General features: G+C 66.0%; 23 protein-coding genes. 10 read left to right on the forward strand and 13 right to left on the reverse strand.

The features are described 5' to 3' along the window. Together cas8b and cas6 are read right to left on the reverse strand one after the other, a co-directional pair. Positions 1–2118 (reverse strand): type I-B CRISPR-associated protein Cas8b/Csh1, encoded by a 2118-nt coding sequence (gene cas8b, locus ACZ5KP_RS01450; RefSeq protein ID WP_460919105.1) that lies wholly within the window; start codon positions 2116–2118, stop codon positions 1–3. Beyond that, positions 2102–2911, reverse strand: a complete 810-nt coding sequence (gene cas6, locus ACZ5KP_RS01455) for a CRISPR-associated endoribonuclease Cas6 (protein ID WP_460919106.1) — start codon at positions 2909–2911, stop codon at positions 2102–2104. The genes cas8b and cas6 overlap by 17 nt, the downstream gene beginning before the upstream one ends. Before the next feature lie 133 nt (positions 2912–3044). Between cas6 and ACZ5KP_RS01460 the strand changes: the two genes are divergently transcribed. After that, entirely contained in the window at positions 3045–4184 is a 1140-nt protein-coding gene (locus ACZ5KP_RS01460; protein ID WP_460919108.1) for an acyl-CoA dehydrogenase family protein, read from the forward strand. Positions 4185–4250: 66 nt separating this feature from the next. Here ACZ5KP_RS01460 and ACZ5KP_RS01465 read toward each other — a convergent pair whose 3' ends face one another. The 3 genes from ACZ5KP_RS01465 to ACZ5KP_RS01475 form a co-directional block, all read right to left on the reverse strand. Then, positions 4251–5507, reverse strand: a complete 1257-nt coding sequence (locus ACZ5KP_RS01465; RefSeq protein ID WP_460919110.1) for a Glu/Leu/Phe/Val family dehydrogenase — start codon at positions 5505–5507, stop codon at positions 4251–4253. 182 nt (positions 5508–5689) lie between these two features. After that, positions 5690–6589, reverse strand: coding sequence for an HpcH/HpaI aldolase/citrate lyase family protein (locus tag ACZ5KP_RS01470; protein ID WP_460919111.1), 900 nt, complete (start codon positions 6587–6589; stop codon positions 5690–5692). 90 nt (positions 6590–6679) lie between these two features. After that, on the reverse strand, positions 6680–7018 hold the full coding sequence (locus tag ACZ5KP_RS01475) for a thioredoxin family protein (protein WP_460919113.1): 339 nt from the start codon (positions 7016–7018) through the stop codon (positions 6680–6682). Positions 7019–7139: 121 nt separating this feature from the next. Between ACZ5KP_RS01475 and ACZ5KP_RS01480 the strand changes: the two genes are divergently transcribed. The 3 genes from ACZ5KP_RS01480 to ACZ5KP_RS01490 all read left to right on the forward strand — a co-directional run bounded on the left by ACZ5KP_RS01480 (position 7140) and on the right by ACZ5KP_RS01490 (position 9082). Next, complete coding sequence (locus ACZ5KP_RS01480; RefSeq protein ID WP_460919115.1) at positions 7140–7646, forward strand: MaoC family dehydratase; 507 nt, start codon at positions 7140–7142, stop codon at positions 7644–7646. A gap of 51 nt (positions 7647–7697) precedes the next feature. Beyond that, entirely contained in the window at positions 7698–8852 is a 1155-nt protein-coding gene (locus ACZ5KP_RS01485) for a hypothetical protein (protein ID WP_460919116.1), read from the forward strand. Positions 8853–8947: 95 nt separating this feature from the next. Then, positions 8948–9082 (forward strand): DUF7128 family protein, encoded by a 135-nt coding sequence (locus tag ACZ5KP_RS01490; RefSeq protein WP_460919118.1) that lies wholly within the window; start codon positions 8948–8950, stop codon positions 9080–9082. A 187-nt stretch (positions 9083–9269) separates the two neighbouring features. Here ACZ5KP_RS01490 and icd read toward each other — a convergent pair whose 3' ends face one another. Then, positions 9270–10538, reverse strand: a complete 1269-nt coding sequence (gene icd / locus ACZ5KP_RS01495) for an isocitrate dehydrogenase (NADP(+)) (RefSeq protein ID WP_460919120.1) — start codon at positions 10536–10538, stop codon at positions 9270–9272. A gap of 151 nt (positions 10539–10689) precedes the next feature. On the opposite strand from icd, the gene ACZ5KP_RS01500 reads away from it, so the two are divergent. Both ACZ5KP_RS01500 and ACZ5KP_RS01505 read left to right on the forward strand, forming a co-directional pair. Continuing rightward, positions 10690–11700 (forward strand): mRNA 3'-end processing factor, encoded by a 1011-nt coding sequence (locus ACZ5KP_RS01500; RefSeq protein WP_460919123.1) that lies wholly within the window; start codon positions 10690–10692, stop codon positions 11698–11700. A gap of 119 nt (positions 11701–11819) precedes the next feature. After that, positions 11820–12692, forward strand: coding sequence for an isoaspartyl peptidase/L-asparaginase (locus ACZ5KP_RS01505; protein WP_460919127.1), 873 nt, complete (start codon positions 11820–11822; stop codon positions 12690–12692). A gap of 72 nt (positions 12693–12764) precedes the next feature. On the opposite strand, the gene ppk1 is transcribed toward ACZ5KP_RS01505, so the two are convergent. Together ppk1 and ACZ5KP_RS01515 are read right to left on the reverse strand one after the other, a co-directional pair. Continuing rightward, positions 12765–15266, reverse strand: a complete 2502-nt coding sequence (ppk1, locus tag ACZ5KP_RS01510) for a polyphosphate kinase 1 (protein ID WP_460919130.1) — start codon at positions 15264–15266, stop codon at positions 12765–12767. Next, positions 15263–15961 carry a metallophosphoesterase family protein gene (locus ACZ5KP_RS01515; protein ID WP_460919133.1) on the reverse strand — a complete coding sequence of 233 codons (699 nt, stop codon included), beginning with the start codon at positions 15959–15961 and terminating at the stop codon, positions 15263–15265. Before ACZ5KP_RS01515 ends, ppk1 begins: the two co-directional genes overlap by 4 nt. Before the next feature lie 448 nt (positions 15962–16409). On the opposite strand from ACZ5KP_RS01515, the gene ACZ5KP_RS01520 reads away from it, so the two are divergent. Beyond that, complete coding sequence (locus ACZ5KP_RS01520) at positions 16410–18188, forward strand: sensor histidine kinase (protein ID WP_460919136.1); 1779 nt, start codon at positions 16410–16412, stop codon at positions 18186–18188. An 84-nt stretch (positions 18189–18272) separates the two neighbouring features. After that, the gene (gene map, locus ACZ5KP_RS01525; RefSeq protein WP_460919138.1) at positions 18273–19178 is read left to right on the forward strand and encodes a type II methionyl aminopeptidase; all 906 of its coding nucleotides are present in this window, start codon (positions 18273–18275) and stop codon (positions 19176–19178) included. Between the two features lie 143 nt (positions 19179–19321). Here map and ACZ5KP_RS01530 read toward each other — a convergent pair whose 3' ends face one another. From ACZ5KP_RS01530 to ACZ5KP_RS01545, 4 genes are all read right to left on the reverse strand, one after another. Further along, on the reverse strand, positions 19322–19588 hold the full coding sequence (locus ACZ5KP_RS01530) for an elongation factor 1-beta (protein ID WP_460919140.1): 267 nt from the start codon (positions 19586–19588) through the stop codon (positions 19322–19324). Positions 19589–19590: 2 nt separating this feature from the next. Further along, positions 19591–19770, reverse strand: a complete 180-nt coding sequence (locus ACZ5KP_RS01535) for an HVO_2753 family zinc finger protein (protein WP_460919142.1) — start codon at positions 19768–19770, stop codon at positions 19591–19593. A gap of 95 nt (positions 19771–19865) precedes the next feature. Next, positions 19866–21107 (reverse strand): tripartite tricarboxylate transporter permease, encoded by a 1242-nt coding sequence (locus tag ACZ5KP_RS01540; RefSeq protein WP_460919145.1) that lies wholly within the window; start codon positions 21105–21107, stop codon positions 19866–19868. 99 nt (positions 21108–21206) lie between these two features. After that, a complete protein-coding gene (locus ACZ5KP_RS01545) occupies positions 21207–22811 on the reverse strand; it encodes an NADH-quinone oxidoreductase subunit D (RefSeq protein WP_460919147.1) in 1605 nt (534 codons plus the stop codon). A gap of 200 nt (positions 22812–23011) precedes the next feature. Here ACZ5KP_RS01545 and ACZ5KP_RS01550 point away from each other — a divergent pair, with 200 nt between their 5' ends. After that, the gene (locus ACZ5KP_RS01550; RefSeq protein ID WP_460919150.1) at positions 23012–23692 is read left to right on the forward strand and encodes a helix-turn-helix domain-containing protein; all 681 of its coding nucleotides are present in this window, start codon (positions 23012–23014) and stop codon (positions 23690–23692) included. Positions 23693–23909: 217 nt separating this feature from the next. Here the strand turns inward: ACZ5KP_RS01550 and ACZ5KP_RS01555 are convergent, their stop codons facing one another. After that, positions 23910–24182, reverse strand: coding sequence for a MarR family transcriptional regulator (locus ACZ5KP_RS01555; RefSeq protein WP_460919153.1), 273 nt, complete (start codon positions 24180–24182; stop codon positions 23910–23912). Positions 24183–24368: 186 nt separating this feature from the next. Here ACZ5KP_RS01555 and pan1 point away from each other — a divergent pair, with 186 nt between their 5' ends. Next, a complete protein-coding gene (pan1, locus tag ACZ5KP_RS01560) occupies positions 24369–25583 on the forward strand; it encodes a proteasome-activating nucleotidase Pan1 (protein ID WP_460919156.1) in 1215 nt (404 codons plus the stop codon). Positions 25584–25724 lie beyond the last annotated feature (141 nt).

A 25724-nucleotide genomic window follows, 5' to 3' on the forward strand; every position in this document is an offset into this window, starting at 1 on the left:
TCAGGCGGCCTCCTCGGTGTCCACAGCTTCGTCGTCCTCCGGTTCGATCCAGTTGTTCAGGCCGTACGATACGCCGAGCGCGTAGTAGAATCGGAGATCGGCGGTGCTGAGATTCCAGTCGTCGGGATCACGTTTTGCGAGCGTCTCGTTGAGGCGGTCGACGACTTCGGCGTACATCGTCGAGGACATCCCGTTGTCCCGCGAGTAGACGACGTCTCGATCGAGCACCTCGCCGGTGACGCGCTTGACCTTCGACTGGGTCATCGACTTGATCGAGTACTGGTCGACGACTGTCGTCGAACGTCCTTCCGAGCCCTGCTGGTAGCCGCCGATCTGTCCGATCAGCACGCCGAGGAGGAATGCTCCCCGTCGCTCGGCGTTGTCCTGGAGTGCGTCCGTCTCGTCGAGGAACTTCTCAAGCTTCTGGTCTCTGAGTTCGGCTCGTGCGATACCCCCATCTGTTCGTGCCGCAGTCTGCTGTGATTCCATCGTGAGTAGGTTCTCGTAGCCGTCTGCGTCGGCAATCGAGCTGTACGCCTCGCGATCGTTGGTCGTCAAGAGATTCGACACTGCAAGCGCCTGCAACTGCGCAAACTGCGAGGCAACGACGAAGGTGGGGAACGAATCGTCCCCCGATTCGGCGTCGAGCAATCGATCGACATAGGCCGGAAGCAACGTCTCGACTGGAATGGAATCTCCCGCGAGCACCGAGACGTGTGCGTCGATGCGCACGTCGTCAGCGCTCGCGTTCTGATCGTCGTCGCCCTCCGGGAGCGTCACGTAGAAATAGAGGCCGGACGCGATTGCCTCGAAGCTCCCCTCCGCGTGGAGCAACGGCCAGTTCTCGTGGCTCGGGACCGGCGCATTCCAGCGGTCGTCCGATTCGTCGAACGCGTCGTACGCCCAGCTACTGAGCACGGCGTTGTGTGCTTTGCTCAGTTCCCATGGATACAGCAGCGATCCGTTGAGCGTGTCACCGAAGACATCGTAGCGCGACATCTGGTGTTTCTGCACTGCAGCGACGTAAAATCGAAGCTTCTCTGGATACTCTTCGATCCCGTTCGGGCTGAGATCATCGTAGAGTTCCTTCAGCGGCGTCTCGTCGCCACCGGCGTTTACAATTTCGTATAGCGAGCTGTAGAGCCAGTATGCGTCTTCCGGTGAGAGGTCACCGACGAAGTACGGGAGATAGTAGACCGTCGCGCCGAAGCTCCTGTACGTGCAAGCGTGGACGAACGTTCCCGCGTTCATGACCGTGACGGCGTTGTCCTCCGAGATCGGGTGCGACCGCCAGGCTTCGTCGGCATCGAAGCCAGGGAAGGACTCCAGCTGCTTGCCGAGGAAGTAGTTGAGCGGATCCTCGGCCGTCCCGACTGTCCGTGACTCGGACCCGTCGATCAGGTCGACAGCTTGGCCAGCAGATTCCTCGGCGTCATTCTTGGAAACGAGCTTCGAGAGCTTCCGCTGACGCATCGCCTCGTTGAACACGTCGAGTTCGCCGGGCCACTGGTAGTCTCCGCCGGGATCGGTTTTGACTTGAACCGTCAAGAGCGCGGTCGTCGAACCGCCGAGTGATCGCTGGGCGGATTCGTCGATCCGTTCGAGCACGTCGTCGTCCTCGCCGAGCGTTGCAAGCGCGTCGACGATCCAACCGTCCTCGTGATTCTCGGCAGCTTCCTGTACAACGTCGTCGGTCGCCCACTTCGTAAGTCGCTCCTTCGCATAGCGAGCGAGCTTCTCGGGGTCGCTGTCTGCACCCGACTGGTGCGTGACGCTGTGGTCGATTCCTCTCGCCGCGTCGTACTTGCAGTGAGCGACGGACTCGACGAGTTCATCCACGTATCGGGTGAATAGGACTGGCGTCTCCGAATCGATCCGTGGCTCGTCACCGGACGCGTCGATGCGAACGACGATCAGACTCTCCGATTCGTCGATCAGATCGCCCGCGGCGTCCGGCGTCAAGTACGCCGCGTACTGACCACTTCCCGTCGTCGCGAGCGTGTAGAGCCGCCCGTAGAGGTACTGGATGTCCCGAAGCGACGTGATCGGCTCGTCGGGGAGCTCCGCTTCGAGCGTCTCTGGCGGATACTTCTCCTCGAACTTATCGACTGTAAGCATCGGTCACCTCCGACACTTGTGGCGCCGACTTTTCAGTGACGTTGACGAACCCGAGTCCCAGCGAGTTCCGCTCGCCGAGTCCTACGTCGAGGGCGAGATTCAGATGCTGTCGATGCAGATCATCCCGAACCGTATAGCCAAAGCGCCACTTGCTCAAAACGTAGGTCATCTCCTGGCCCTGGGTCACTTCGAGCGGGAGCGCGAACGTCTTGATCAACTCGTAGGAGTCGAACAGATCGCCAGACGTTTCACTCGGCCCGGGCTCGTACTCGGGAGCAAACACTCCGTGCTTTTTGTCGAGATTCGATTCGAGCTGATTCCGGAGCGGTGCCATGCCGTGTTCTGGTTGCCAGAACGTCGCTGAATCGCCCTCGGGTTCGATGCCGTACTCCTCGCATCGCCACGGGGGAATTCGGACGAGCAAGCCAGTCCCAGTTTCGATGGTGCCGGACGTCCCAGGCTCGCCCACGTCGGGATCGAGCATCGAGAGATCGTCGACGTTGAACGGCATCTCGCCGATATTGAGTTCTCGATCGTCTTGCAGATCGTGGGCAAACTTCGCGAGCAACCCCTCGTGAGGTGACGCAACGATCAGCGTTCGCTCATCACCTTCCGCCATGTCGCCTGGCGGGAATGGATTGGAGTATGTGAATCCCGGAGGGTCGTTGCTGTCGTGTGATTCTTCGTACTCTGATCCCGCTAGTGCCGACCAGATTCTACCCCGCAGTTTCGTGTGGTATTGATTGTCATAAACGCAATCCGCCCTTGCTGAAAGTCTAGCTAGCACTCGCATTCGTGTTTGATACCATTCTCGTTCCAACCACCATACAACGAATTGCCAGTGGCCAGGGTGGATAATAAAAGATGTGGCGAATCGAGCTATCCCCCGTCGCTGCCTTTTTGCTCGCCCCCGATAACGATCGTTCATGAACTTCTCCCTCTCCGACGAGGATCGCATGATCCGCGACAGCGTCCGGGACTTCTGTAAGGCGGAGATCGAACCGATCGCCCAGGAGATCGAGGACGAACACCGGTTTCCGGAGGAGATTTTCGACGAGCTCGCAGCGCTCGACGTGATGGGCGTTCCGATCGCGGAGGAGCACGGCGGGCTCGGCGGCGACCAGCTCACCTACGCGCTGGTCTGTGAAGAGCTGGGCCGCGTCTCCGGCTCCGTGGGCCTCTCCTACGCAGCACACGTGTCGCTGGGTTCGAAACCGATCGAGCTGTTCGGCACAGCGGCCCAGAAAGAGGAGTGGCTCGAACCGCTCGCGACGGGCGAGGAAATGGGCGCGTGGGCCCTCACCGAACCTGGAAGCGGCTCCGACGCCTCCGACATGGACACGACGGCCAGCAAGGAGGGCGACGAGTACGTCCTCGACGGCACGAAGCAGTTCATCACCAACGCCAGCGTCGCGAACTCGGTGCTCGTGAAGGCGGTCACCGATCCCGACGCCGGCTACGACGGCATCTCGACGTTCATCGTCTCGCCCGAGGACGACGGCTTCTCGATCTCGACGGTCTGGGACAAGATGGGGCTCAACGCCTCACCGACCTGCGAGGTACAGCTCGACGGCGTCCGGCTCCCCGAGGAGCGCCTGCTCGGCGAGGAAGGCGAGGGCTGGACGCAGACGATGAAGACGCTCCAGGGCGGCCGAATCTCGATCGCTGCGCTCTCGGTCGGGCTGGCGCAGGGCGCCTTCGACGCAGCGAAGGCGTACGCCGGCGAACGCGAGCAGTTCGGTCAGCCGATCTCGAAGTTCGACGCCGTCCGGGACATGATCGTCGCGATGTATCGCAAAACGCAGCGAGCTCGCTTGCTCACCCACGACGCCGCGTGGCGGTACGACCAGGGCGAGCGCGTCGTCGAGGAGTCCGCCCTCGCGAAGCTCGACGCCTCCGAGGCCGCGAGAGAAGTCGCCGAGGACGCCGTCCAGGTGCTCGGCGGCTACGGCTACACCGAGGAGTTCGCGCCCCAGCGGTTCTACCGCGACGCGAAGCTCATGGAGATCGGCGAAGGGACCAGTGAGATCCAGCACCTCGTGCTGGGCCGGGAGCTGGGGCTGTAGCGGACGCGGAATCAGCGAGAATTCGTTCCGAAGTCAGCTTCTCCGCGAGGCAGCGGAAAGCTGGTTTCAGGGCCAGGTGCCTGCCTGGTCGTAGGCGTCGACGACGCGACCGATTGCGACGACGTAGGCCGCGGTTCGGAGGTTCGAAAGGTCGTTCTCCTCGTAGGCCTCGATCAGGTCGTCGAACGCGTCGACGACGATCGTCTCTAGCTCGTCGTTGACTCGCTCCTCGGACCAGTAGAACCGCTGTCGGTTCTGGACCCACTCGAAGTAGGAGACGGTGACGCCGCCGGCGTTGGCGAGAATGTCAGGGACCACGAGCACGTCGGCGTCCGCGAGCACGTCGTCCGCGTCGGGAGTGAGCGGGCCGTTCGCGGCCTCGGAGATGACGTCGGCGGAGACGTCGGCCGCGAGCTCCTCGTCGATCGCGTTCTCGAGGGCCGCCGGAACGAGCAGGTCGACGTCGAGCGTGAGGAGTTCGTCGTTGGAGATCTCCTCGTCGGCGCCGGCGAATCCGACGACGCTCCCGGTCTCGCGCTTGTGGTCCTTCGCGGCGACCGGATCGAGTCCCGATTCGTCGTACACGCCACCCGAGGAGTCCGAGACAGCGACGACCGTCGCCCCCATCTCGTCGGCGAGTTTCGCGGTGATCCAGCCGGCGTTCCCGTAGCCCTGGACGGCGACGGTGGCGTCGGCGATGTCGCGACCGAGATACTCGAAGGCCTCGCGGGCCGCGAGGACCGTGGACCGGCCCGTCGCTTCGACGCGCCCCTCGCTCCCACCGCTGTCGATGTTCTTGCCCGTGATGACGCCCGGTTCGGTCGTGTTCTCGAGCGTCTCGTACGTGTCCTTGATCCAGTTCATCTCCCGCTGGCCGGTGTTGACGTCCGGTGCGGGAACGTCTCGATCCTCGCCGATGATCGGGCGGAGCTCTTTGGCAAAGGATCGCGTGAGCCGCTCGAGTTCGTCCTCGCTGTACTCGCCCGGATCGATCGAGATGCCACCCTTGCCGCCGCCGTAGGGGATCCCGACGGTCGCACACTTGTAGACCATCCAGCCGGAGAGGGCCTTGACCTCGTCCCGCGTGACGCCCGGGTGGTAGCGGATGCCGCCCTTGTAGGGACCTCGATCGCCGTTGAACTGCGAGCGATACGCGCGAACGGTGTCGAGACTCCCGTCGTCGCGCTCGAAGGTGAGGTTCGTCTCGAGGATTCGTTCGGGGTTCTTCAGGCGCTCGATCAGTCCGTCCTCGACGTCGAGGTGCACTGCCGCGTCGTCGATCTGTTCCTGGAGGCTCTCGAATGGGTTGACCTCACTCGACATACGCGGAGGGTCTCGGAAGACACTGATAAGTGTGGCGGATCAGTGCTACTTCGTCCAAAATCTCCGCACATTCTCCAGATTGACTGGACGTTTATGGCCTTATACTGTAATAAGAATATAATCCCCGATCGTCTGGATTCGATGGAAAACCCGTAGTTTCGGGGGAATCGCCCCTCCACAGGTCAGTGCGTCTCCGTCGCGTATGGAAACTCGATTCCGGCTGCTCGTGCCCTGTCGGCGATCCGCTCGGCTCGTGCGACCAGCGGGGCGTCGATCATCTGCCCGTCGACCGCGAACGCGCCACCGTCGCCGCTATTTTCGCGTGCTTCGAGCACCCGACGCGCCCACGCTCGCTCGGACTCGTCTGGCGTGAACGCGTCATTGATGACCGGAACCTGTGCCGGATGAATGGCGAGCTTCCCATCGAACCCCAGCGCCGCTGCGTCGGTCGCGTCCGCTCGGAGCCCGGCCTCGTCGTCGAACTCCGTCCAGAGGGTGTCGATCGCGTCCACGTTCGCGGCCGCGGCGGCAGTCACCACGCGCTGGCGCGCGTACGAACTCTCGCGTCGATCGTCGCCCGGAGACGCCCCCACGTCTGCAGCGAGATCCTCCGTGCCGAGGACGAGCGCATCCGTCGCACCAGCGGCGGCGATCTCCGGTGCTGTCTGGACGCCCGCCGCGGTCTCGACGAGCGCGAAGACGACCCGTGGGAGCCCGTGGGCCTGGAGCTCTCCGCCGAGTCGCCGGACGTCCGCACCGGACCGGGTCTTCGGGAGGACGATCCCGTCGATGGCATCGGCGACCGGAGCCAGCGCTCGCACGTCCGCTCTGTACTCGGGACCGTCATCCTCGCCGCCGGCGGGTGCCCCCGCGATCGGATTGACGCGTACGAGACACTCCGCGTCGGGATCGAAGGGGTCCGCAGCGAGCACGGTCCGAACCGTCTCGCGAGCCTCGGCTTTGCGACTGGGTGCGACGCCGTCCTCGAGGTCGAAGACGATCACGTCGGCGTCGGTCTCCGTCGCGCCTTCGAGCATCCCCTTGCGATCGCCTGGCGTGAAGAGAACGCTACGACGAGCCATACTCGATCGGTCGCACGGAAGGACCGTAAGTCCACCCCAGCGGCCGGGACTCGTCCCAGGTCGGCCGTCCGCAGTGGTACGCTGTCAGCCTCAGGCAGCGTCCGCCGGCTTGCCGCGGGCGAACGCTAGCAGCCGATCCGCGCCGACCACGCCGTCGGCGAGCGTCGCGGTCTGCGCTCCGTCTTCGAACCGGACGAATCCCGGTGTGCTCCGGACGTCGAAGGTCTCGAGCGCGGACAGGTCCTCGCCGGGATCGACCATCGCGACGACGCCCTCGAACTCGCGAGCGACGCCCCCGAGGATGGGCTCCTGGGCGTCGCAGGCCGGACAGCTGCGCGAGTAGAATTCGGCGAGAACGAGCTGCTCCTCGGCAACGAGTTCGCGGAGCTCTGGAACGGTGACGCGGACGGGCTTTGACTCGCTGGACATACGATCGGTACGTGCCGCGAAGGCTTGATTTCGGCGCTTCCGGACCCCGGCGCAGCTGGAGCGAGGTCGGCTCACTGCACCCACCGGAACCGATTTCTCCCATCCGTCCGTCGCCCCGTCCATGCCAGGGCGCTACTACGAGGAGTTCACGGTCGGCGAGACGATCCGCCACGACAAGCGCCGCACGATCAGCGAGGCTGACAACCAGCAGTTCTGCGATCTCACGATGAACCAGCAGCCCCTCCACCTCGACGCGGCGTTCGCCGCCGAGACGCAGTTCGGCCAGCGACTCGTCAACGGCCTCTACACGCAGTCCCTCGCCGTCGGACTCTCGATTCCGGAGACGACCGACGGGACGATCGTCGCGAACCTGTCCTACGACGACGTCGAGCATCCCGCGCCGGTGTTCCACGGCGACACGCTCCGCGCTCAGTCCACCGTCACCGACGCCCGAGAGACCAGTGACGGGGAACGGGGCGTCGTGACGATGCGCGTCGAAGCGTTCGTCGTGGACCCGGCGGAGGACGACCCCGCCGACGGACGAGAGACCACCGAGGACGGCGAGGTGCTCGTCTGCTCGTTCGAACGCACAGTGCTCTCGGAGAAACGGCCCGACGACGGGGCCTGATGAATCCGATCGAGCGCAAGCGATTTGGGCCCGCACGCGGACTGTTCGAGCATGGCAGAGCGGTCGGAAGCCGGTTCGAATTCGCCCGTCGACGCCGCCGAGCCTGCCCGTCCGGTCGAGGGCCGGGAGGAGGGATCCGCTCCGGGCGCCGTGGACAGGCTGGCCGACGCGCTGGACGACCTTCGCGACGAGAACGGCGAGATTCGACTCAGCAGACGCGAGGCGTTGGCGTACGGTGCCGGCACGGGCGCCGGACTGGGCGGCTGGAAAGGACTCCACAACGTCGTGCTCGGCTACGGTATCGTCGCCGGAACGAACGTCCTCGAACAGGACCTCGACGCGCTCGCAAGCGAACACTTCGGCGTCCGCTCGGGCGTCACCGCCGTCGGCGATTTCGTGGTTCGTGCAGATGGTGACTCCGCGGGACTTTACGACGGCGAGGAGCGGATCGACGGCGTCGGGATCGACGACGAACCGACGGCCGCCGAGCAGATCGACCAGGAGTACGAGCTGGCGGGCGAACCGTTCGCACAGCTCCACGCAGATATGGGCGCACTCGCGGCCGGAGATGCCACCTTCGAGTTCTCGAAGACCGCCGGGTTCCTCGATCGAATCGAAGGCGCGGACGCCCGTCCGTTCACCGTCGACGCGCTTCGCGGACCGGTGTTCGACAGCCCCGAGGCCCCCTTCGTTGCCGATTTCGCGGACGTCCACCCCGCCGACGCCGGGGGACTGATCGGCGGGCTGAAACACGGCTTTCGGACGTACAGCTCCTACGACATTCCTCGCTATCTGGCTGGCTCGATCCAGGACAACGTCATCCTCGGCGCACACGATCTCCGCCAGTACTTCGAATCGCCGACGGACTTCGAAGCCCTCGCCAACGGCGAGAACTCGGGGCTGTTCTGCACCGAGCTGGTCAACCGTTCCATCGAGGCGTTTCACGCGGTGCCAGCGGTCGAGCAGTCGCCGCCCGTCGTCGCCGGCAGCGTCTACGACCAGCGACACAAACACTCCTACACCGTGCTCGCGAGCGCGATCCGCGAGGACGGCAAGCTGGTGCTCCCCGCCACCTTCGTCGATTACACGCACTCGACGCTCTACGACGACCTCCACCTCCGCTGGCTCATGGGCGAGGGCGTCGAAGCCTACAACGACCGCCACCGCGTGACAGAGATCTTCTGGAACCGGTACACGTCCATCTGAGCAGCGACGGCGACGGTTCCCGGGCGACACGAGATTTCTCCGGGCCGACCCTCACCGGAGAAACGCCTTTGGTCGTCAACGTGCCATACTCACACATGGTAGTCCAAACGGAGCGGGACGACATGACGTGGTACGAGTGCGAGAAGTGTGGACTGCTGTTCGACGATCGGGACGACGCGGGGCAACACGAGGAAAACTGCGACTCGGAGGATCCCTCCTACATCCAGTGAGCCGGCGATATCGTCGTTCGTGAGGCTCGACCGAGGGCGGACGCTCGACCGTTCCGGTGCGTACCTGATTGCCACTCGGTCAGGCAACTGACCGCCGTAATCTCCAGCAGTCGAACGCAGCAGCGAACGGATCGGCGACGTTCGACGTAGAACGAACGACTCGAATCCGGAGCGCGGAGCGTGCCGTTCAGGCGAGCTCCTCGATCGTCTGCACGATCTCGTCGGCGTACTCGTCGGTGCCGAGCTTCTCGGCGCCCTCAAGCTGGCGTTCGAGGTCGTAGGTGACCTTGCCGTTGGAGATCGTCTGCTCGACGGCGTCGTGGATGAGATCCGCGGCCTCCTGCCAGCCGATGTACTCGAACATCAGGCGGCCGGAGAGGATGAGTGCGGTCGGGTTCGCCATGTTCTGGCCAGCGCGCTTGGGTGCGGAGCCGTGGACGGGCTCGGCGAGCATGCGCTGTTCGCCGAAGTTCCCGCCGGGTGCGATGCCGAGGCCGCCGATCTGGGCGCCTGCGGCGTCGGAGAGGTAGTCACCGTTGAGGTTCGGCATCGCGAGGACCTCGAACTCGTCGGTGCGCAGTTGCATCCACTGGAGCATGGCGTCGGCGAGGCGCTCCTCGACCATGACGGCGTCCTCGGGAATGTCGACCTCGTCCTGCTCTTCCCAGAGGGAGTCGGGTGCGGCAAAGACCTCCTCGTCGGGGTACTCCTCCTCGGCGACTTCCATCCCCCAGGTGCCGAACTGGCCCTCGGTGAACTTCATGATGTTCCCCTTGTGGACGAGGGTGACCTTGTCGCGGTCGTTCTCGATGGCGTAGTCGATCGCCTCGCGGACGAGGCGCTTGGAGCCCTTCTCCGAGATCGGCTTGAGGCCGAGCCCGATCGGCCCCTCGTGCATGGTCGAATCGAAGCCCATCTCCTCCTCGACGAACTCCCGGACCTGCTCGACCTCCTCGGTTCCCTGCTCCCACTCGATGCCGGCGTAGACGTCCTCGGTGTTCTCCCGGAACGTCACCATGTCCATCTCCTCGGGCGCCTTCATCGGTGAGGGGACGCCGTCGAGGTAGTACGTTGGGCGAACGTTCGCGAAGAGATCGAGCGTCTGGCGTAGCGCGACGTTCAGCGAGCGGTAGCCGGCGCCGACGGGCGTCGTCAGCGGACCCTTGATGGCGACGCGGTGCTCCCGGATCGCGTCGACGGTCTCGTCGGGGAGGTTGACGTCCTCGCCGTATTTGTCGCGAGCGCTCTGGCCGGCGTAGAGGCGCATCCAGCTGATCTCGCGGCCAGTCGCGTTCGCTGCGGCCTCGAGCACTCGCTGCGCCGCGGGGCCGACGTCCTGCCCGATGCCGTCGCCGTGGATGATCGGGATGATGGGGTTGTCGGGAACCTCGAGTCCGTCGGATCCAGCCGAAATCTGCTCGCCCTCGGCGGGAACCTCGATCTTGTCGTATGCCATGTCGCGCGCTTCTTGACTCGCGCCTAAAGGGATGCCGTTTCGGCGGCCCCGTGCCAGGGTGTGTCATTCCTCGACTGACGTGAGCATCGTGTGACTCGAACGCCACGCGACCGACGGAACCGTCATACGCCCTGGACGCCAACACGCTCCAGTGCGCGGGTCCGTGTCACTCGGCGACGGCGTCCGAATCGAGACCGAGATCGGGACGGTCGTCGCCGACGGCAAGCGGCCGGACGGCGACGTCGCCGTCTGTTCACACGCCCACACCGATCACCTGCCGAGTGGGCACACAGCCGCCGACAGCCCGACCGTCTGCTCAGCACTGACCGCAACGCTCGCTGGCGTTCGGCAAAGCAGCGAGCTCTCAGTCGCCGATCACCCCGCCGTCACCCTGCTTCCCGCGGGGCACGTTGCGGGCTCCCGTGCCGCGCTGATCGACGACGGCGAGACCCGGTACTGCTACACCGGGGACGTCTGCACGCGCGATCGCTGTCACCTCGATGGGTTCGACCCGCCCGACGCCGACGTCCTGATCGTCGAGGCGACGTACGGCAAACCGGGCTACGTCTTCCCGGACCACGACGAGATCGAGCGGGAGATCTTCTCGTGGCTGGATGAGACGATGGACCGGCCCGTGATCTGCGTCGGCTACGCGCTCGGGCGCGCCCAGAAACTCCAGGACGTCGTCGCGCGGTCCGACCGGACCCGCTGTCTCGTCTCGGAGAGCGTCGCGGCAGTCAACGAACCGATCGAATCGGCGAGCGACGCGTCCTTCGACGTCGAGCTGCTGGACGAGACGGCCACGGACCAACGGGCGTCCCTCGAAACGACGCTCGAAGCTGGCGACGCCCTCGTCGTGCCCGCGAGCGTCGCCCGGAGCGACCGCATTCGGGAGCTCGCGGCGGAGACCGACGCGCTCACCGCCGGCTTTTCCGGGTGGGCGGCCGGCTCGTCGTTTCGCTATCGCACCGGCTACGACGAGACGTTCCCGCTCTCCGACCACTGCGACTTCGAGGAGCTCCTCGCACTCGTCGAAGCGGTCGATCCCGACGCCGTCTACACCCAGCACGGCTTCGCGGACGAGCTCGCCGAAGCGCTCACCGGACGGGGGTATCGCGGTCGCTCGCTTCGACGGAACCAGGCGACGCTCGACGACTTCTGAGCCGCCCTGAGATTCGACCGAACGGATCGACACTCGCCTCGCCGAGCCGCGGCGTATTTCACGGTCGCCCCCGACGATCGAATCATGCACGGAGGTGTGCCTCCCACCGGGAGGCGAGGATGGATCTGATCGTCCACGGCGGCGCAGGCAGCGCGCCCGACGAACCAGCCAGACGCCAGCGGTCGCTCGAAGCCGCCGCGACGGCTGGCGTCGCAGAGACGACGCCGCTCGACGCCGTCGAGGTCGCGATCCGCGGGCTCGAACACGATCCGCGGTTCAACGCCGGCGTCGGTGCCAGCGTCCAGGCCGACGGTATCCCACGGACCGACGCAGGACTGATGACCGCCGACCGTTCCATCGGCTCAGTCGCGTCGATGCCTGGCGTCGAACACGCGGTCACCGCGGCTCGCGTCGTCATGGAGGAGACTCCCCACGTCCAGGTGGCGGGTGTCCACGCCGTCGACCTCGCGGAAGCGTTCGACGTTCCGGTCGAGGTGGATCTCTGGAGCGACCGCACGCGCGAGCGCTGGGAGGACCTCGACGCGCCGCCGAACCACCCAGAAGTCCAGCTCGACTGGGTGAACGCGAACTACGGCGAGGGTGACGGAGCCGCTGGCCCGCTCGACACCGTCGGTGCCGTCGCTCGCGACGGCGAGGAGATCGCGGCAGCGACGTCGACCGGCGGTCGCTGGGCCGCACTAGCAGGACGCGTTGGCGACGTGCCACAGGTCGGCTCCGGCTTCTTCGCGACCGACGCGGCGGGTGCGAGCGCGACCGGGTCCGGCGAAGACATCGTCCGGACGACGGTCGCGAAGGACGCCGTCACTGCAGTCGAGGACGGTGAGGACGCGGACGCGGCTGCCGAGCGGGCGATCGACGCGTTCGCCGAACACGCAAATGGCACCGCCGGCGTCATCGTCGCCGACGCGGCGGGCGGGCTCGGCAGCGCGTTCGACAGCGAGGCGATGCAGACCGCAACTGCACGGCGGTAACGGTCACCCCGGCGTCGGCCCGCCAGCGAGCCTGCCGAGCGGCTCGATTCGCGCGGCTCGGTCCGCACGAAGTCAGTCGGATTCGGAGCGTTCGGACGCGTCCCCAGAGGAGGGCTCACCATCGGACAGGCTATCGCTCTCTCGAGAACTCGAGGACTCGGTAGCAGTATCGGCGGTGAAAGCGGACGATCCCCCGTCGTCGCGATCGCCTGTCGCCGCCGTGTCGGCCACTGCACCACCAGTCTCGCGGTTCGAGTCGCCGGGTGTGCTCGGTGCAGCCTCGTCGGTGGTCTCGGGATCGGCGTCTCCGTCGGACCGGTTCCGCGTCGCAGCCGCGGCCCTGGCCTGTTCCCGGGTTCGATCCATCAGGCGCCGGTGGGTGTTGCGGACGGCGTCGTCACCTGGACGGCACTGGACGTAGGTGCCGTCTGGCCGTAGCTCCCAGGCCAGCCTGTTGTCGGCGAGGTTGATCCGGAGGATCTCGTCGAGCTCCGCGCGGAGGGACTCGTCCTCGATCGGCGCCACCGCCTCGACGCGGTTGTCGAGATTTCGGACCATCCAGTCCGCGGAACCGACGTAGTACTCCGGATCGCCAGCGTTTCGGAAGTAATAGACGCGTGAGTGTTCGAGGAATCGCCCGACGATGGAGCGAACCGAGACGTTCTCGCTGAGTCCCTCGATCCCGGGACGGAGCCGACAGATGTCCCTGACGATCAGGTCGACGTCGACACCTGCCATCGACGCGCGGTACAGTTCGCGGACGAGGGCGGGATCCTCGAGGCGGTTGAGCTTGGCGACGATCCGCGCGTCGCCGCCCTCCGCCGCGATCGCCGTCTCCCGGCGGATCTTCTCGACGAGTCGGTCGCGGAGGTTCTCCGGAGCGACCAGCAGCTCGCGGTAGTCGTCGGGCAGCGAGTGACCGGTGAAGTAGTTGAACAGCTTGACGAGATCCTGGCCGACGTCGTCGTCAGCAGTGAGCAGTCCGAGATCGGTGTAGGTCTTGGCGGTCTCGGAGTGGTAGTTCCCGGTCCCGACGTGGGAGTAGAGCTGGACGCCGTCGTCCTCCTCGCGCACCACGAGCGTCGTCTTCGTGTGCGCCTTGTAGTCGACCGTTCCGTAGGCAACGTGGATCCCCTCCTCTTCGAGGGTCTCGACCCACTCGAGATTCGCGGCCTCGTCGAAGCGCGCCTTCAGTTCGACCATCACCGCGACCTGTTTTCCGTTGTGTGCAGCCTCGATCAGGCTATCGATGATCTTCGAATCCGCCGCCGTCCTGTATATCGCGGCCTTGATCGCGAGGACGTCCGGATCGTTTGCGGCCTCGTCGAGGAACCGGTGAACGGTCTCGTCGAAGGAGTGGTAGGGATGGTGGACGAGCACGTCGTCGTCGCGGATGGCGTCGAAGACGTCGTCGTGACGGCCGTCGGAGAACCGGGGATGCGGTTTTGGCGTCCACGGCTCGCGAGAGAGATCGGGCCGTTCGAGGTTGGCCAGCTCCATGAGGTCCCTGCCGTCGTGGAGGCCATCGACGTCGACGACCTCGCGCTCGTCGAGATCGAGCTGCTCGACGAGGAGTTCACGAACCGCCGCTGGAGCGTCCGCGTCGATTTCGAGGCGCACGACCGTCGCGAACCGGCGCTCGCGCAGGACCGCTTCGATGCGCTCGATGAGATCCTCGGCGACCTCCTCGTTGCGACGAACTTCGGCGTTCCGCGTGACCCGGAAGAGCGTGTGATCGACGATCTCGACGTCGGGGAAGAGCAGGTCGAGGTTCGCTACGATCAGCTCCTCGATCGGTAGATAGCGGCCGTCGCCGACCTCGACGAACCGCGGTCGGTTTCGGGGGATCTTGACTCTGGAGAACGTCGGCGGTTCCTCCCCATCGATCGCCGAGCCGTCGGCCTCGGCACCTCCAGAGTCGTGCGGCTCGCGAGTGAGCACCCCCAGGGAGAGACTCCGATTCGAGATGAATGGGAACGGATGTGCCGGGTCGAAGGTGAGCGGCGTCAGGGTCGGCAGTATCGACTCCTCGAAGTGGTCGCGGAGCTCCGAGCGCGTCGCCTCCGTGAGGTCCTCGCGACCGACGATGTGGATCCCCTCCTCGGCGAGCCGCGGAACGAGTTCCTCGTGGAAACACTCCCACTGCCGTTCGAGCAGCTCGTGACACTCGGGAAGAACGGCCTCCCACTGCTCCTGTGGCGTCAGGCCGTCTGCCGTCCGCTGCGTGACGTCGGCGGCGATCTGCTGTTTGAGTCCGCCGACGCGCTTCATCACGAACTCGTCGAGGTTCGTGGTCAGTATCGAGCAGAACTTCACCCGATCGAGCAACGGCGTACGCTCGTCCTCGGCCTCGTGAAGCACGCGACGCTGGAACGCGAGCTCGCTTCGCTCGCGATTGAAGTACAAATCCGGATTCGAGAGGTCGATAGAATCGCCGTCCTCTCCAGCGGGGCCGGACGCCAGCCCGGCCACGTCGGCAGAGCTACCCTCTCCACACCCCCGAACAGCCGGAACGTCTCGCTTCAGCGGCGGCGTCCGTGCAGCCCGGTCGTCCCGCTCCCCCTCCTCGGTCATGCGAGCTCGCTGGGTTGCGAGACGATCTGATCGGCCGCTCGGTTCCACTCCTCGAACTGCCCGTCGACGCTCGTCACCTGGCCGTCGCCGTGTCGCATCGCAGTGAGGCGGCCCCCGTACACGCAACCGGTGTCGAGTCCGACCGCATGCTCGGTCACGAAGGGCGCTTCGAGAACGGTGTGTCCGAAGTAGACCCGGTAGGGACCGTCGTACTGCTCGAACCAGAACGGGCCGTCGTACCCCGCTCCGGCGGGGACGGAACGAATCTCCTTGAGCGTTTCCGCGTCCTGTTCGGTGAGCGGCGTCCCGGGATCGATTCCCCCGTGGGCGACGATCGCGTCGTCGAACGTAATCACGTCCGGGAGGTCCCGGAGATACGATCGCCCGGACTCGGGGATCGGTGGCTGGGTCGTCACGCCATCCAGGACTTTCGCCTCGTTATTGCCGAGAACCGTGTGCGCGTTGGGACGTTCGCGAACCCACTCGAGGACTGCTGCGCTGTCGGGGCCCTTTCGAACGAGATCGCCGACGAACACGAGCAGGTCCGCCGGAGCAGGGTCGAGACGCTCGATCAGAGCCTCGAGCCGGTCGATGCAACCGTGCACGTCACCGACGACGTAGCAGTCCTCGTACGCGTCGAGGTCGAACCGTCGGTGATCGACGTCTGAACCGAACGTGAGGGGCGCTGTCGCCATCTACGCGATGGAGGGCCAGCTACCGCTGAAAGGGTTTATAATAGGGGTGTTGACGACTATTGATCGGTACGTATCCGGCCGGAACAGGACCGGCGCGTCGACACCGTAGATCCCGGGATTCGACGATCGTCGTAGCACAGTTTTATTGTCGTCGTATCCATCGCGACGTACGATGCCCGAGCCCGTCCAGCCCGAGAACACCGGGACCGGTGCCGGCGAATCCCGCCGGATCGACCCCGACAGTGCGGAGCGATGTCCGCGGTGTGGCGCCACGTCGATCTACGTCCACGGCTTGAGGGACTGTCCGAACTGTTCCTGGATCGAATCGACCCGGCGTCGATAACGACGCCGGAGACGGCGTCCGTTGCCGGGGAGCGCACGTCTGTCGGCAGCCTGAGAGACACCGTTGGCCGAAACCTTCAATCAGCAATCGCCCTCCATTTCATGCGTGGCAAGTAGCTCGTCGATCGCCGTCGCGGTCATCGCCCTCCTCGTCGCCGGCGGCATCACCACGTTCGGGCTCGCTCTGGTCGCGTGGCGCCGACGCAACACCCCGGGGACGAAGACGTTCCACCTGTTCCTCGGCGCGCAGCTCCTCTATCTGCTGGGGACGCTCGGCGTGTTTCTCAGTCCCGGACCGCGCTTCGCGACCGGGCTCTACCTCTTCGCGAGCGTGGCGGCGGTGGCTGTCGGCGTCACGTGGGTCCTCTTCACTATCGAGTACGCCGGGTACTGGGATCGGCTACGGTGGTGGGGACACGCCTTGCTCTGGGGCCAGCCCGCGGTCTACAGTCTCGGCGTCATCACCAACCCCTGGCACGGCGCCATCGTCAGCACCGAGACCGTCAGTTACGGCGGTTTGACGCTGGTATCGGTGACCTACCATCCGATCGGACAATTCGAACTCGTCTACATCGTCCTGCTCGTGATCTTCAGCTTCGCGTTGCTGGGCCACCTGTTCCTCCGGACGCGCAACGTCCACCGCAAGCAGACCGCGACGATCTTCCTGGGGGCGCTGTTGCCGACCGCAGCGTACGTCCTCTTCTGGACGGAGTTCGCACCACACCAGGCGATGGATCTCACCCCCGTCGCCTTCGTCCTCCAGTCGATCGTCGTCGGGTGGGCGCTCTTCAGATACGACTTCCTCAGCGTCTCCCCGATCGCGACCGAGCTCTACATCCAGCAGATGGCGGACCCTCTCGTGGTGCTCGACGAGCGGGACCGCCTGGTCGATTACAACGAATCGGCCGCTGCGGCGCTGGGGCTCGACGAGGCCGACGACCGCGCCCACGTCCGCGAGATCAGCCCTGCACTCGCGAGTGCGATGGGGGAAGACGGGGGAACCGTCGAGCTCTCGACGGACGGCGGCGTGGCGACGTTCGACCTCACCGACACTGTCATCCGGGACAGACACGAGCGAGTCCGCGGCTCGATGCTCGTCCTCCGGGACGTCACGGAGCTCGAGGAGCACCGCGCAGAGCTCGAGCGCAAGAACGCACAGCTCGAGCAGTTCACGAGCGTGGTCTCCCACGACCTCCGGAACCCGCTGAACGTCGCCCAGGGGTTCGCCGAGCTCGCCCGGGACGAACGGGACTTCGACGCGCTCGAACGGTCGATCGAAGCGATGGACGACATGGAAGCTCTCATCGAGGACCTCCTGACGCTCGCTCGCGAAGGGCAGACCGTCGACGAAGTCGAGCTGGTCTCCTTCCTCGACGTCGTCCAGGCGGCCTGGGACGAGGCGCCGACTGCCGGCGCGACCCTCGAGGTCGCCGACGACGCCGACTTCGAGTGTTACGCCGATCCGGATCGGTTCCAGGAGCTCCTCGGGAATCTCTTCCGGAACGCGGTCGAACACGGGGCACCCGACGAGGACGAGCTGGAGACCCAGCCGGTCGGAGTGACGGACGGCGACACGGGCCCTGAAACGATCGAAACCGACGGCGACAGCGACGTGGCCGCGGGGCCGGCGCTCACCGTCACCGTCGGGCGGCTCGCCGATCGGGGCGGCTTCTACCTCGAGGACGACGGCGTCGGGATCTCCGACTCGGAGGCCGCCGACGTCTTCGAGTCGGGGTACACGACCTCCAGCAGCGGGACGGGGCTTGGACTGGCGATCGTGCGCTCGATCGCGAGCGGACACGGCTGGGGCGTCTCTCTCACCGGGAGCGACCGCGGCGGCGCGCGATTCGAGTTCGTGGGCGTCCGGTTCGCCAGCGATCGGTGAGACTGCCGTCCGTAGCGCCCCCTGGCCACCGTCGGGACCCCCCGAGTCGGAACGCCTTTGCAGCCGTCCGTCGAAACGCGGCCAATGACGGACAGCGATCCGGATCTGGACGCCGAGCAGTACGAGAAACACCGCGAGGCCGGAGAAATTCTCGCAGAGGCACGTGCGGACACCGTGGATCGTCTCGAGGTCGGTGCATCCCACGCCGAGATCGCGGCGTTCGCGGAGGACCGGATTCGCGAGCTGGGCGGCGAGCCCGCCTTCCCGCTCAACATCTCGATCGATCACGAGGCGGCCCACGCGACCGCCACGGTCGACGACGACCGGACGATCGGCGAGGAGCTCGTCAACATCGACATCGGCGTTCACGTCGACGGCTGGCTGGCCGACTCCGCGGTGACGGTCGATCTCACCGGCGAGTGGGATGACCTCGTCGCCGCGAGCGCGGAGGCCCTCGACGCCGCAATCGACGAGATCGAGGCCGGCGTCGAGACCGGCGAGATCGGCGCCGCTATCGAGGCCGCCATCGACGACCGCGGCTACAATCCCGTCGTCAACCTCACCGGGCACGGGCTGGGACGCTGGGAGCAACACGCCGCCCCGAACATTCCCAACCGCGAGGTCTCACAGGGCACGACGCTCGAGGCCGGCGACGTGGTCGCAATCGAACCGTTCGCGACGGACGGGCGCGGCAAGGTTTCGGAGGGCACCCACGAGGAGATTTTCGCACTGGAACACGAGGGGTCGATCCGGAACCGCGACGCCCGGAAGGCTCTCGAGCAGATCACCGAGGAGTTCCGAACCCTGCCATTCGCGACGCGCTGGCTCGACGTCCGCCGCCCGGAGATGGCGCTCCGACGGCTCCAGCAACAGGACATCGTACACGGCTACCCCGTGCTCCAGGAAGCGGAGGGGACGATGGTCAGCCAGAAGGAACACACCGTCATCGTCACCGAGGACGGCTGTGAAGTGACGACGCGGTCCGAATAGAGCGGACGGCCCGCGGGTCCGGGTTCTCCGCCTGCAGCCGCCAGAGACGATTCCCAGCCGCTCGCTCGTAGTGTTCCCCAGCGACCGATCCAGCTTCGGCTACGAGGGCAGTGAACCGAAAAACCGCGGAGCGGGCGCCGGCGTTACAGCCGGCCGGTCTCCTGCACTTCGACGGACTCGACGCCGTCGACGCTCGCGAAGGCCTCCTCGACGGGCTCGGTGCCACCGGCGCCGTCGGCGACGATGACGGTCGGGAGCAGGGCGACGAGGCCGAAGGCGACGTCGTCGCGGCCGAAACCGTTGATCTCCGCGCCCTCCGGAAGAGCGTCGGCCAGTCGTTCCTCGAGGTCGTCGAGGTCGACGTCGGGGCTCTGGGGCATGACCTTGATCTGCGCGGCGACCTTCCCCATGATTAGGGCCCCGTGAACCCGCAGGACGGGCACTTGTAGAGGTTGCTCTGCTTGCGGCACTTCGCGCACCGGTGGATCCCGGTGCCACAGTCGGGGCAGTCGAACGACGCGGCGTTCGTGCCAGCGACGTTGATCCCACACGAGACGCACTTCTGCGCTCGCTTCTGTTGGGACTCGCTCATAGAAACCGATTCCACAGCATCGGGGTTAAGGGTTGTCTTTCCGCCCGCAAGCGGGCCGAACGGACTGTGACGAACTCACACGGAGACCGCTCCATTCACGCCGCTAGCAACAACGGCCCGATCAGCACGCCCATGCAGTGCACGCGAAACGCACTGGCGCGGACGGGGACCATCCCGACGAGCGTCGCAGCGACGAAGAGGCCGACACCCAGCGGACCGGCAAACAGGAACGAGATGCCGACGAGCAGCGCCAGTACGCCGCCAGCGACGACGCGGTGGTCCAGCCCGCCAACGACGGCCAGATACCGGTCGCCAACGGTGAGTGTGACTGCCGCGGAGAGCCCGCCGGCCAGCAGGACGCTGGCGGTCAGCACCGGAACGTTGAGCGGGGCACCGAGGCGATCGACGCCCACCAGAACGCCGGTCCGCGGGCTGCCGATCGCCCAGAGCGCGAACAGCGCGAAGATGCTGTTGGCAGTGTCCACGCCGCTCGTCGCGACGAGGTAGCCGCGGTCGGAAATGTCGCCGGGCATCGCGACGAGGACTGCGACGGCCGCGATCGCCGCCGAGATTCCGGGGAGATAGCCGACGATCGCGCCCGCCAGCGTTCCGGCGAGTGCCGTCGCGCCGACGCCACCCGGCGACGAGCAGATCGCCGCGTCACCTTGCGGCGGCACACCCCCGCCGCGCATCGCCTCCAGCAGGATCGGCGCGCCGAACAGCCCGGCGAACAGCGGTGCGAGCACGCCACCCGCGGCGAGCGGCGCGGCGGGATCGGCGTCGAGAAACCCCCATCCCAGCGCTGCCGAGCCGAGGAAAGTCAACGCGCCGCCAATGCGCGAGCGTCGCGAGTGCTCCATCGCCAGCATTCCGACCACGACGACCGCCAGGACGACCTGCAGGTTCGCAATGATCAGGGGGTAGCCACGAAGCATGATGCCGGTGATCGGAATCGCGAGCGGAACGGCGACCACGACCGCGAGGGCGCTCCCGAGCACGGAGAGCCGGATGGCCTCCCGCCCGCGTCCGTTCCGAACGAGTCGATGGCCAGGAAGCGCCGAGACGGCCATCTCCGCGTCGGGGACGCCGATCGCCAGGGCCGGAATCGCGTTCAAGAACGTGTGGGCGACGCCGGCAGCGAGCATCGCCGCTGCGATGGCGAGTGGCGGCCCGGGAAGCCCCACGGCCACGCTCGCGAGCACGAGCGCGACGTTGTTGGCGTGGAGTCCCGGAACGAGCCCGGTCAGTGTGCCCAGCACCGTTCCCGCGGAGATCGCGGCGAGCAAGAAGCAGGTCAGCTGGAGGTCGGCGACGGGCGCCACGGAGGGCAGCGGCATTGAACAGGGTTGGCTGCGGTATTCCCCTTGAGGGTGTGGAGCGCCGGGCCCGTAGAATCGAGCTGGCGAACGACCCGGCCGTCGAACGGATCGGCGGGCTCACCGATCGACGTCGCCCATGATGGGGTCGAGACTACCGAGCGTCGCGACGAGGTCTGCGAGATAGCCGCCCTCGGCCATCTCCGGCAACGCCTGGAGGTTCGAGAAAGACGGGCCGCGAATCTTGAAGCGGGCGGGCGTGTCGGTGCCGTCGGAGCGGAGGTAGATGCCGAGTTCCCCTTTCGCGCCTTCGACGGCACGGTAGAGCTCCGCGTCGCGTTCGGGTTTGATCGTCCGGGGTACGTTCGACTGGATCTCCCGATCGGCGTCGGGCCAGGCCTCGAGGAGATCGATGCACTGCTCGACGATCCTCGCGGACTGCTCGAGTTCGCGGAGCCGGACCAGCACCCGGGCGTAGTTGTCACACCCCTCCTCGACGCAGACTTCCCAGTCGAGCTCGTCGTAGTAGCCGTAGGGGTCGTCGCGACGGAGGTCGTAGTCGATGCCCGATCCCCGGGCGACGGGACCGGTGCAGCCGTAGGACTTGGCGACCGACGGTTCCAGCCGCCCGGTGTCGATCGTCCGGAGCTGCATCACCTCGTTGTTCGTCAGCAGGGAGTGGTACTCCTCGATCGCGTCGGGGATGCCCTCGAGCACCTCGCGGGTCCGTTCGAAGAACGCTTCGCGAGGCTCGGGGAGGTCCCAGGCGACGCCACCGAGCCGAAAGTAGTTGAACATCAGTCGCTGGCCGGTGAGCTCCTCGAGGACGGACTGGACCCGCTCGCGCTCGCGCATCGACCACATGAACAGCGCCGTGAAGTCGCCGACGATGTCCAGCGCGTACGTGCCCGCGGCGAGGAGGTGGCCGAGCATCCGGGAGAGTTCCGCGGACATCGTCCGGATGACCTGGGCGTACTCCGGCACGTCGAGGTCGGCGAGGTCCTCGGCAACCCGAGCGTAGGCCCACTCGTTGCAAAGCCCGGCGCCGGACCAGTCCCAGCGATCCGGGTACGGCATGATCTGGTGACGGTAGGTGCCCTGTTGGCACATCTGCTCCTCACAGCGGTGGATGTAGCCGATGTCGGGCTCGACGTCGAGGACCTGCTCGCCGTCGAGTGCGACCTCCAGGTGGAGCACGCCGTGGGTCGCCGGGTGGTGCGGGCCGACGTTGAGGAACATCGTGTCCGAGCCGTCCGCATCCGATCTTTGCCGGTGGTCCTCCGCGAGCGGGTTCGCGTGCTCCCGAAGCGTGACGATCTGCGGTCGATCCTGGTCGTAGTCCTCCCGAAGCGGGTGGCCCTGCCACGTTTCGGGGAGCAGGATCCGCTCGAGATTCGAATGGGCCTGGTACTCGACGCCGAGGAGGTCGTAGGCCTCCCGCTCGTGCCAGCGTACGGTGTCGAAGGCGGCTGCGCCGGACTCGCTCGTCGGCGATTCGGCCGTCGTCGGAACGACCACGCTCAGCTCGTCGGTGGGATCGGCGTACCGCCTGAGGTGGTAGATCGTCTCGTACCGGTCGTCGTACTGCTGGGCAGTGACGCACGCGCAGTGATCGAACCCGGCCTCGGTCCGGAGCGCCGTGAGTACGGACTCTACGTCGTCGGGGCGGACGACGATCGCCGGCGCGTTCGCGTGGTCGTCTGTGTCGAGGACTCGCTCGGCCACGGAGGCGGGGAGCCACGAAGGGAGCCTCTTCCCGGCTCCCGTGGAACGGGAGTCTGTAGCCTCAGAGCGCCCCTCCCCGGGGTCCGGTCGTCGCTGCTGGCGTTGTCTGCTCACGGTAGTGCCCACGGTGGGCGCGGCGCTGGATCTGCTGCCGGTCCAGAGTGGTCCATTTATACATACAGGACTTGTTCCACCGTGCGATGCGGCACGTGCGCCTCTCCCTCAGCGTCCCACCTGCCGACAGACACCCCATGCACCAGTTCGCGATCGAGCACGGTGGCTACGGCGCCTACTGGCAGCTTCACTGGCAAGGGCGACCCGAGGAGGGGATGACGATCCTCTTCTACGTCGAGGGGCCGGTCGATCCGTACCTCGCGGCGCTCGAAGAACACGCCACCGACGCCACGCACTCGGTCACGGAGGCCGCTGGCGACGGATTCTACCTCTACACCCACGCCGAACTCCGCGACGTCGACCGCGGACTCGCGGGCGCCGTGGACCGCCCCGGCGTCATCCTGGTACCGCCGCTCGAGTACCGCATGGACGGGACGATGGCAGCATCGCTGGTCGGCCCCGCCGAGGCACTCTCCGCGACGGTCGACGCGATCCCAGCGACGTTCGATCCCGAAGTGCTCGCGCTCCAGCCGTACGCCCAGCGATCGTTCCGGGCCGCCGGAGAACTGACCGAACGCCAGCGAGAAGTGGTCGCGACGGCGGTCGACGCGGGCTACTACGAGGAGCCCAGCGAAGCGTCGATCGAAGCGATCGCATCCCAGCTCGGGTGTGCACCGAGCACTGCAGCCGAGCACCTCCGCAAAGCAGAGGCCGCAGTGATGAAGCGAGCGGCGACCGGGCCGGTCGGAACCGCGGCGAAGGGGTAGGGATCAAGCAGCGACCCTGCGCTGCCAGATCGGGACAGTGGCCGTCCCGTCCGACCCGATACACCACTGCCGATCGAACGGGGCAGCTGAGAGCCGAGAGAGATGGAGAGATAGAGAAATGGAGAGAGGTGTGTGCGTATGCGTGTGCCTTTGTGTGATGAACGGAGCGAAAGGAGCAGAAAGGGGAAATCGGGAACGAACGACCGCAACGAGGTACTTACTCCTCGATCGAGAGCGTGTAGAGACGTTTGCGGGCGTCGGAGAAGGAGAATCGCGAGTCGACGGCGCCCTCCTCCTCGAGTCGGTTCAGGGCGTACCGAACCGTTCGCGGGGGAAGCAGCGTCTCGTCGGCGAGCTGACTCTGGGTCAGCGTATCGTTGTACTCGAGCACCTTGGCGACGAGTTTGGCGCTCGGGGGCAGATCGCGGACGTCGTCCCAGGACGCTGTCGACCCGTCTGCGTCGGCCAGCGCGGACTCGGATGCACTCATCGTACTCCTGAATACTGGATGCCGTCTAATAATATTTCCTCTTTCGAAATATTACCTTCAGACATTCATTCGAGTTCGAGTTGCCCGACGTTCCTGCGCAGGTCCCCGTGATGCTCCTGCCAGGACGGTGGTTGCAACTGTCGTCACCCGAAGTCTCTTATGAACCAACCGCCTACTTCGCCATCAATGAGTGACACCGCGGAGGAGGTCGAGTTCCCCTACGACGAGCAGGAGGCCTCCCTGTCCGACAAGATCGAGGCGCTGCAAGAACGTCTGGAGGTGCTGGAGTCTCAGAACGAGGAGATGCGGGACAAGCTGCTGGACGCGAACGCCGAGAACAACAAGTACCAGCAGAAACTCGAGCGGCTGACCCACGAGAACAAGAAGCTCAAGCAGTCGCCACTGTTCGTCGCGACGGTCCAGGAGGTCACCGACGAGGGCGTGATCGTCAAACAACACGGCAACAACCAGGAGATGCTCACGGAGGTCACCGAGGAGCTTCGCGACCGGCTCGATCCCGACAGCCGCGTCGCCCTCAACAACTCCCGGTCGATCGTCAAGGCGCTGGAGGACGAGACCGACGTCCGGGCTCGCGTGATGCAGGTCGAGGAGTCGCCCGGCGTCACCTACAGCGACATCGGCGGGCTCGAAGAACAGCTCCTCGAAGTTCGCGAGACCGTCGAGATGCCGCTCATCAAACCCCAGGACTTCGAGACCGTCGGCATCGAGCCCCCGAGCGGCGTCCTGCTCCACGGCCCACCCGGGACCGGGAAGACGATGCTCGCGAAGGCCGTCGCCGAAGAGACCGACGCGACCTTCATCAAGATGGCCGGCTCCGAGCTCGTCCACAAGTTCATCGGCGAGGGTGCCAAGCTCGTCCGCGACCTCTTCCAGGTCGCCCGCGAGCACGAGCCCGCCGTCATCTTCATCGACGAGATCGACGCCATCGCGGCCAAGCGGACGGACTCGAAGACCTCCGGTGACGCGGAGGTCCAGCGGACGATGATGCAGCTCCTCTCGGAGATGGACGGCTTCGAAGACCGTGGCGAGATCCGGATCATCGCGGCCACGAACCGCTTCGACATGCTCGATCGCGCGATCCTCCGGCCCGGCCGCTTCGACCGGCTCATCGAAGTCCCCAAACCCAACGAAGAGGGCCGCCGGAAGATCTTCGAGATCCACACCCGCGACATGAACGTGGCCGACGACGTCGCCTTCGAGCAGCTGGCGGCGATGACCGAGGACGCCTCCGGTGCCGACATCAAGGCGATCTGTACGGAAGCGGGGATGTTTGCGATCCGCGACGACCGGACCGAGGTCCGCGAAGCCGACTTCCGGAACGCCTGGGACAAAGTGCAGGCCGACGAGTCCGAGGACGACGTCTCGAAGACCTTCGCCTGATCGAACCGTTTTCCCGATCGTTCGCACGCCTACGCCGTCGGCTTTAGTTTCTGGCTGTTTCCCTGAACGGCACTCCCGAGTCTGAACTCTCACCCACTCTCTCTCTTTCTCTCACTCTCGGACGTGCTCGATTCGTGCCGT

This window comes from Salinarchaeum chitinilyticum (assembly GCF_055390775.1).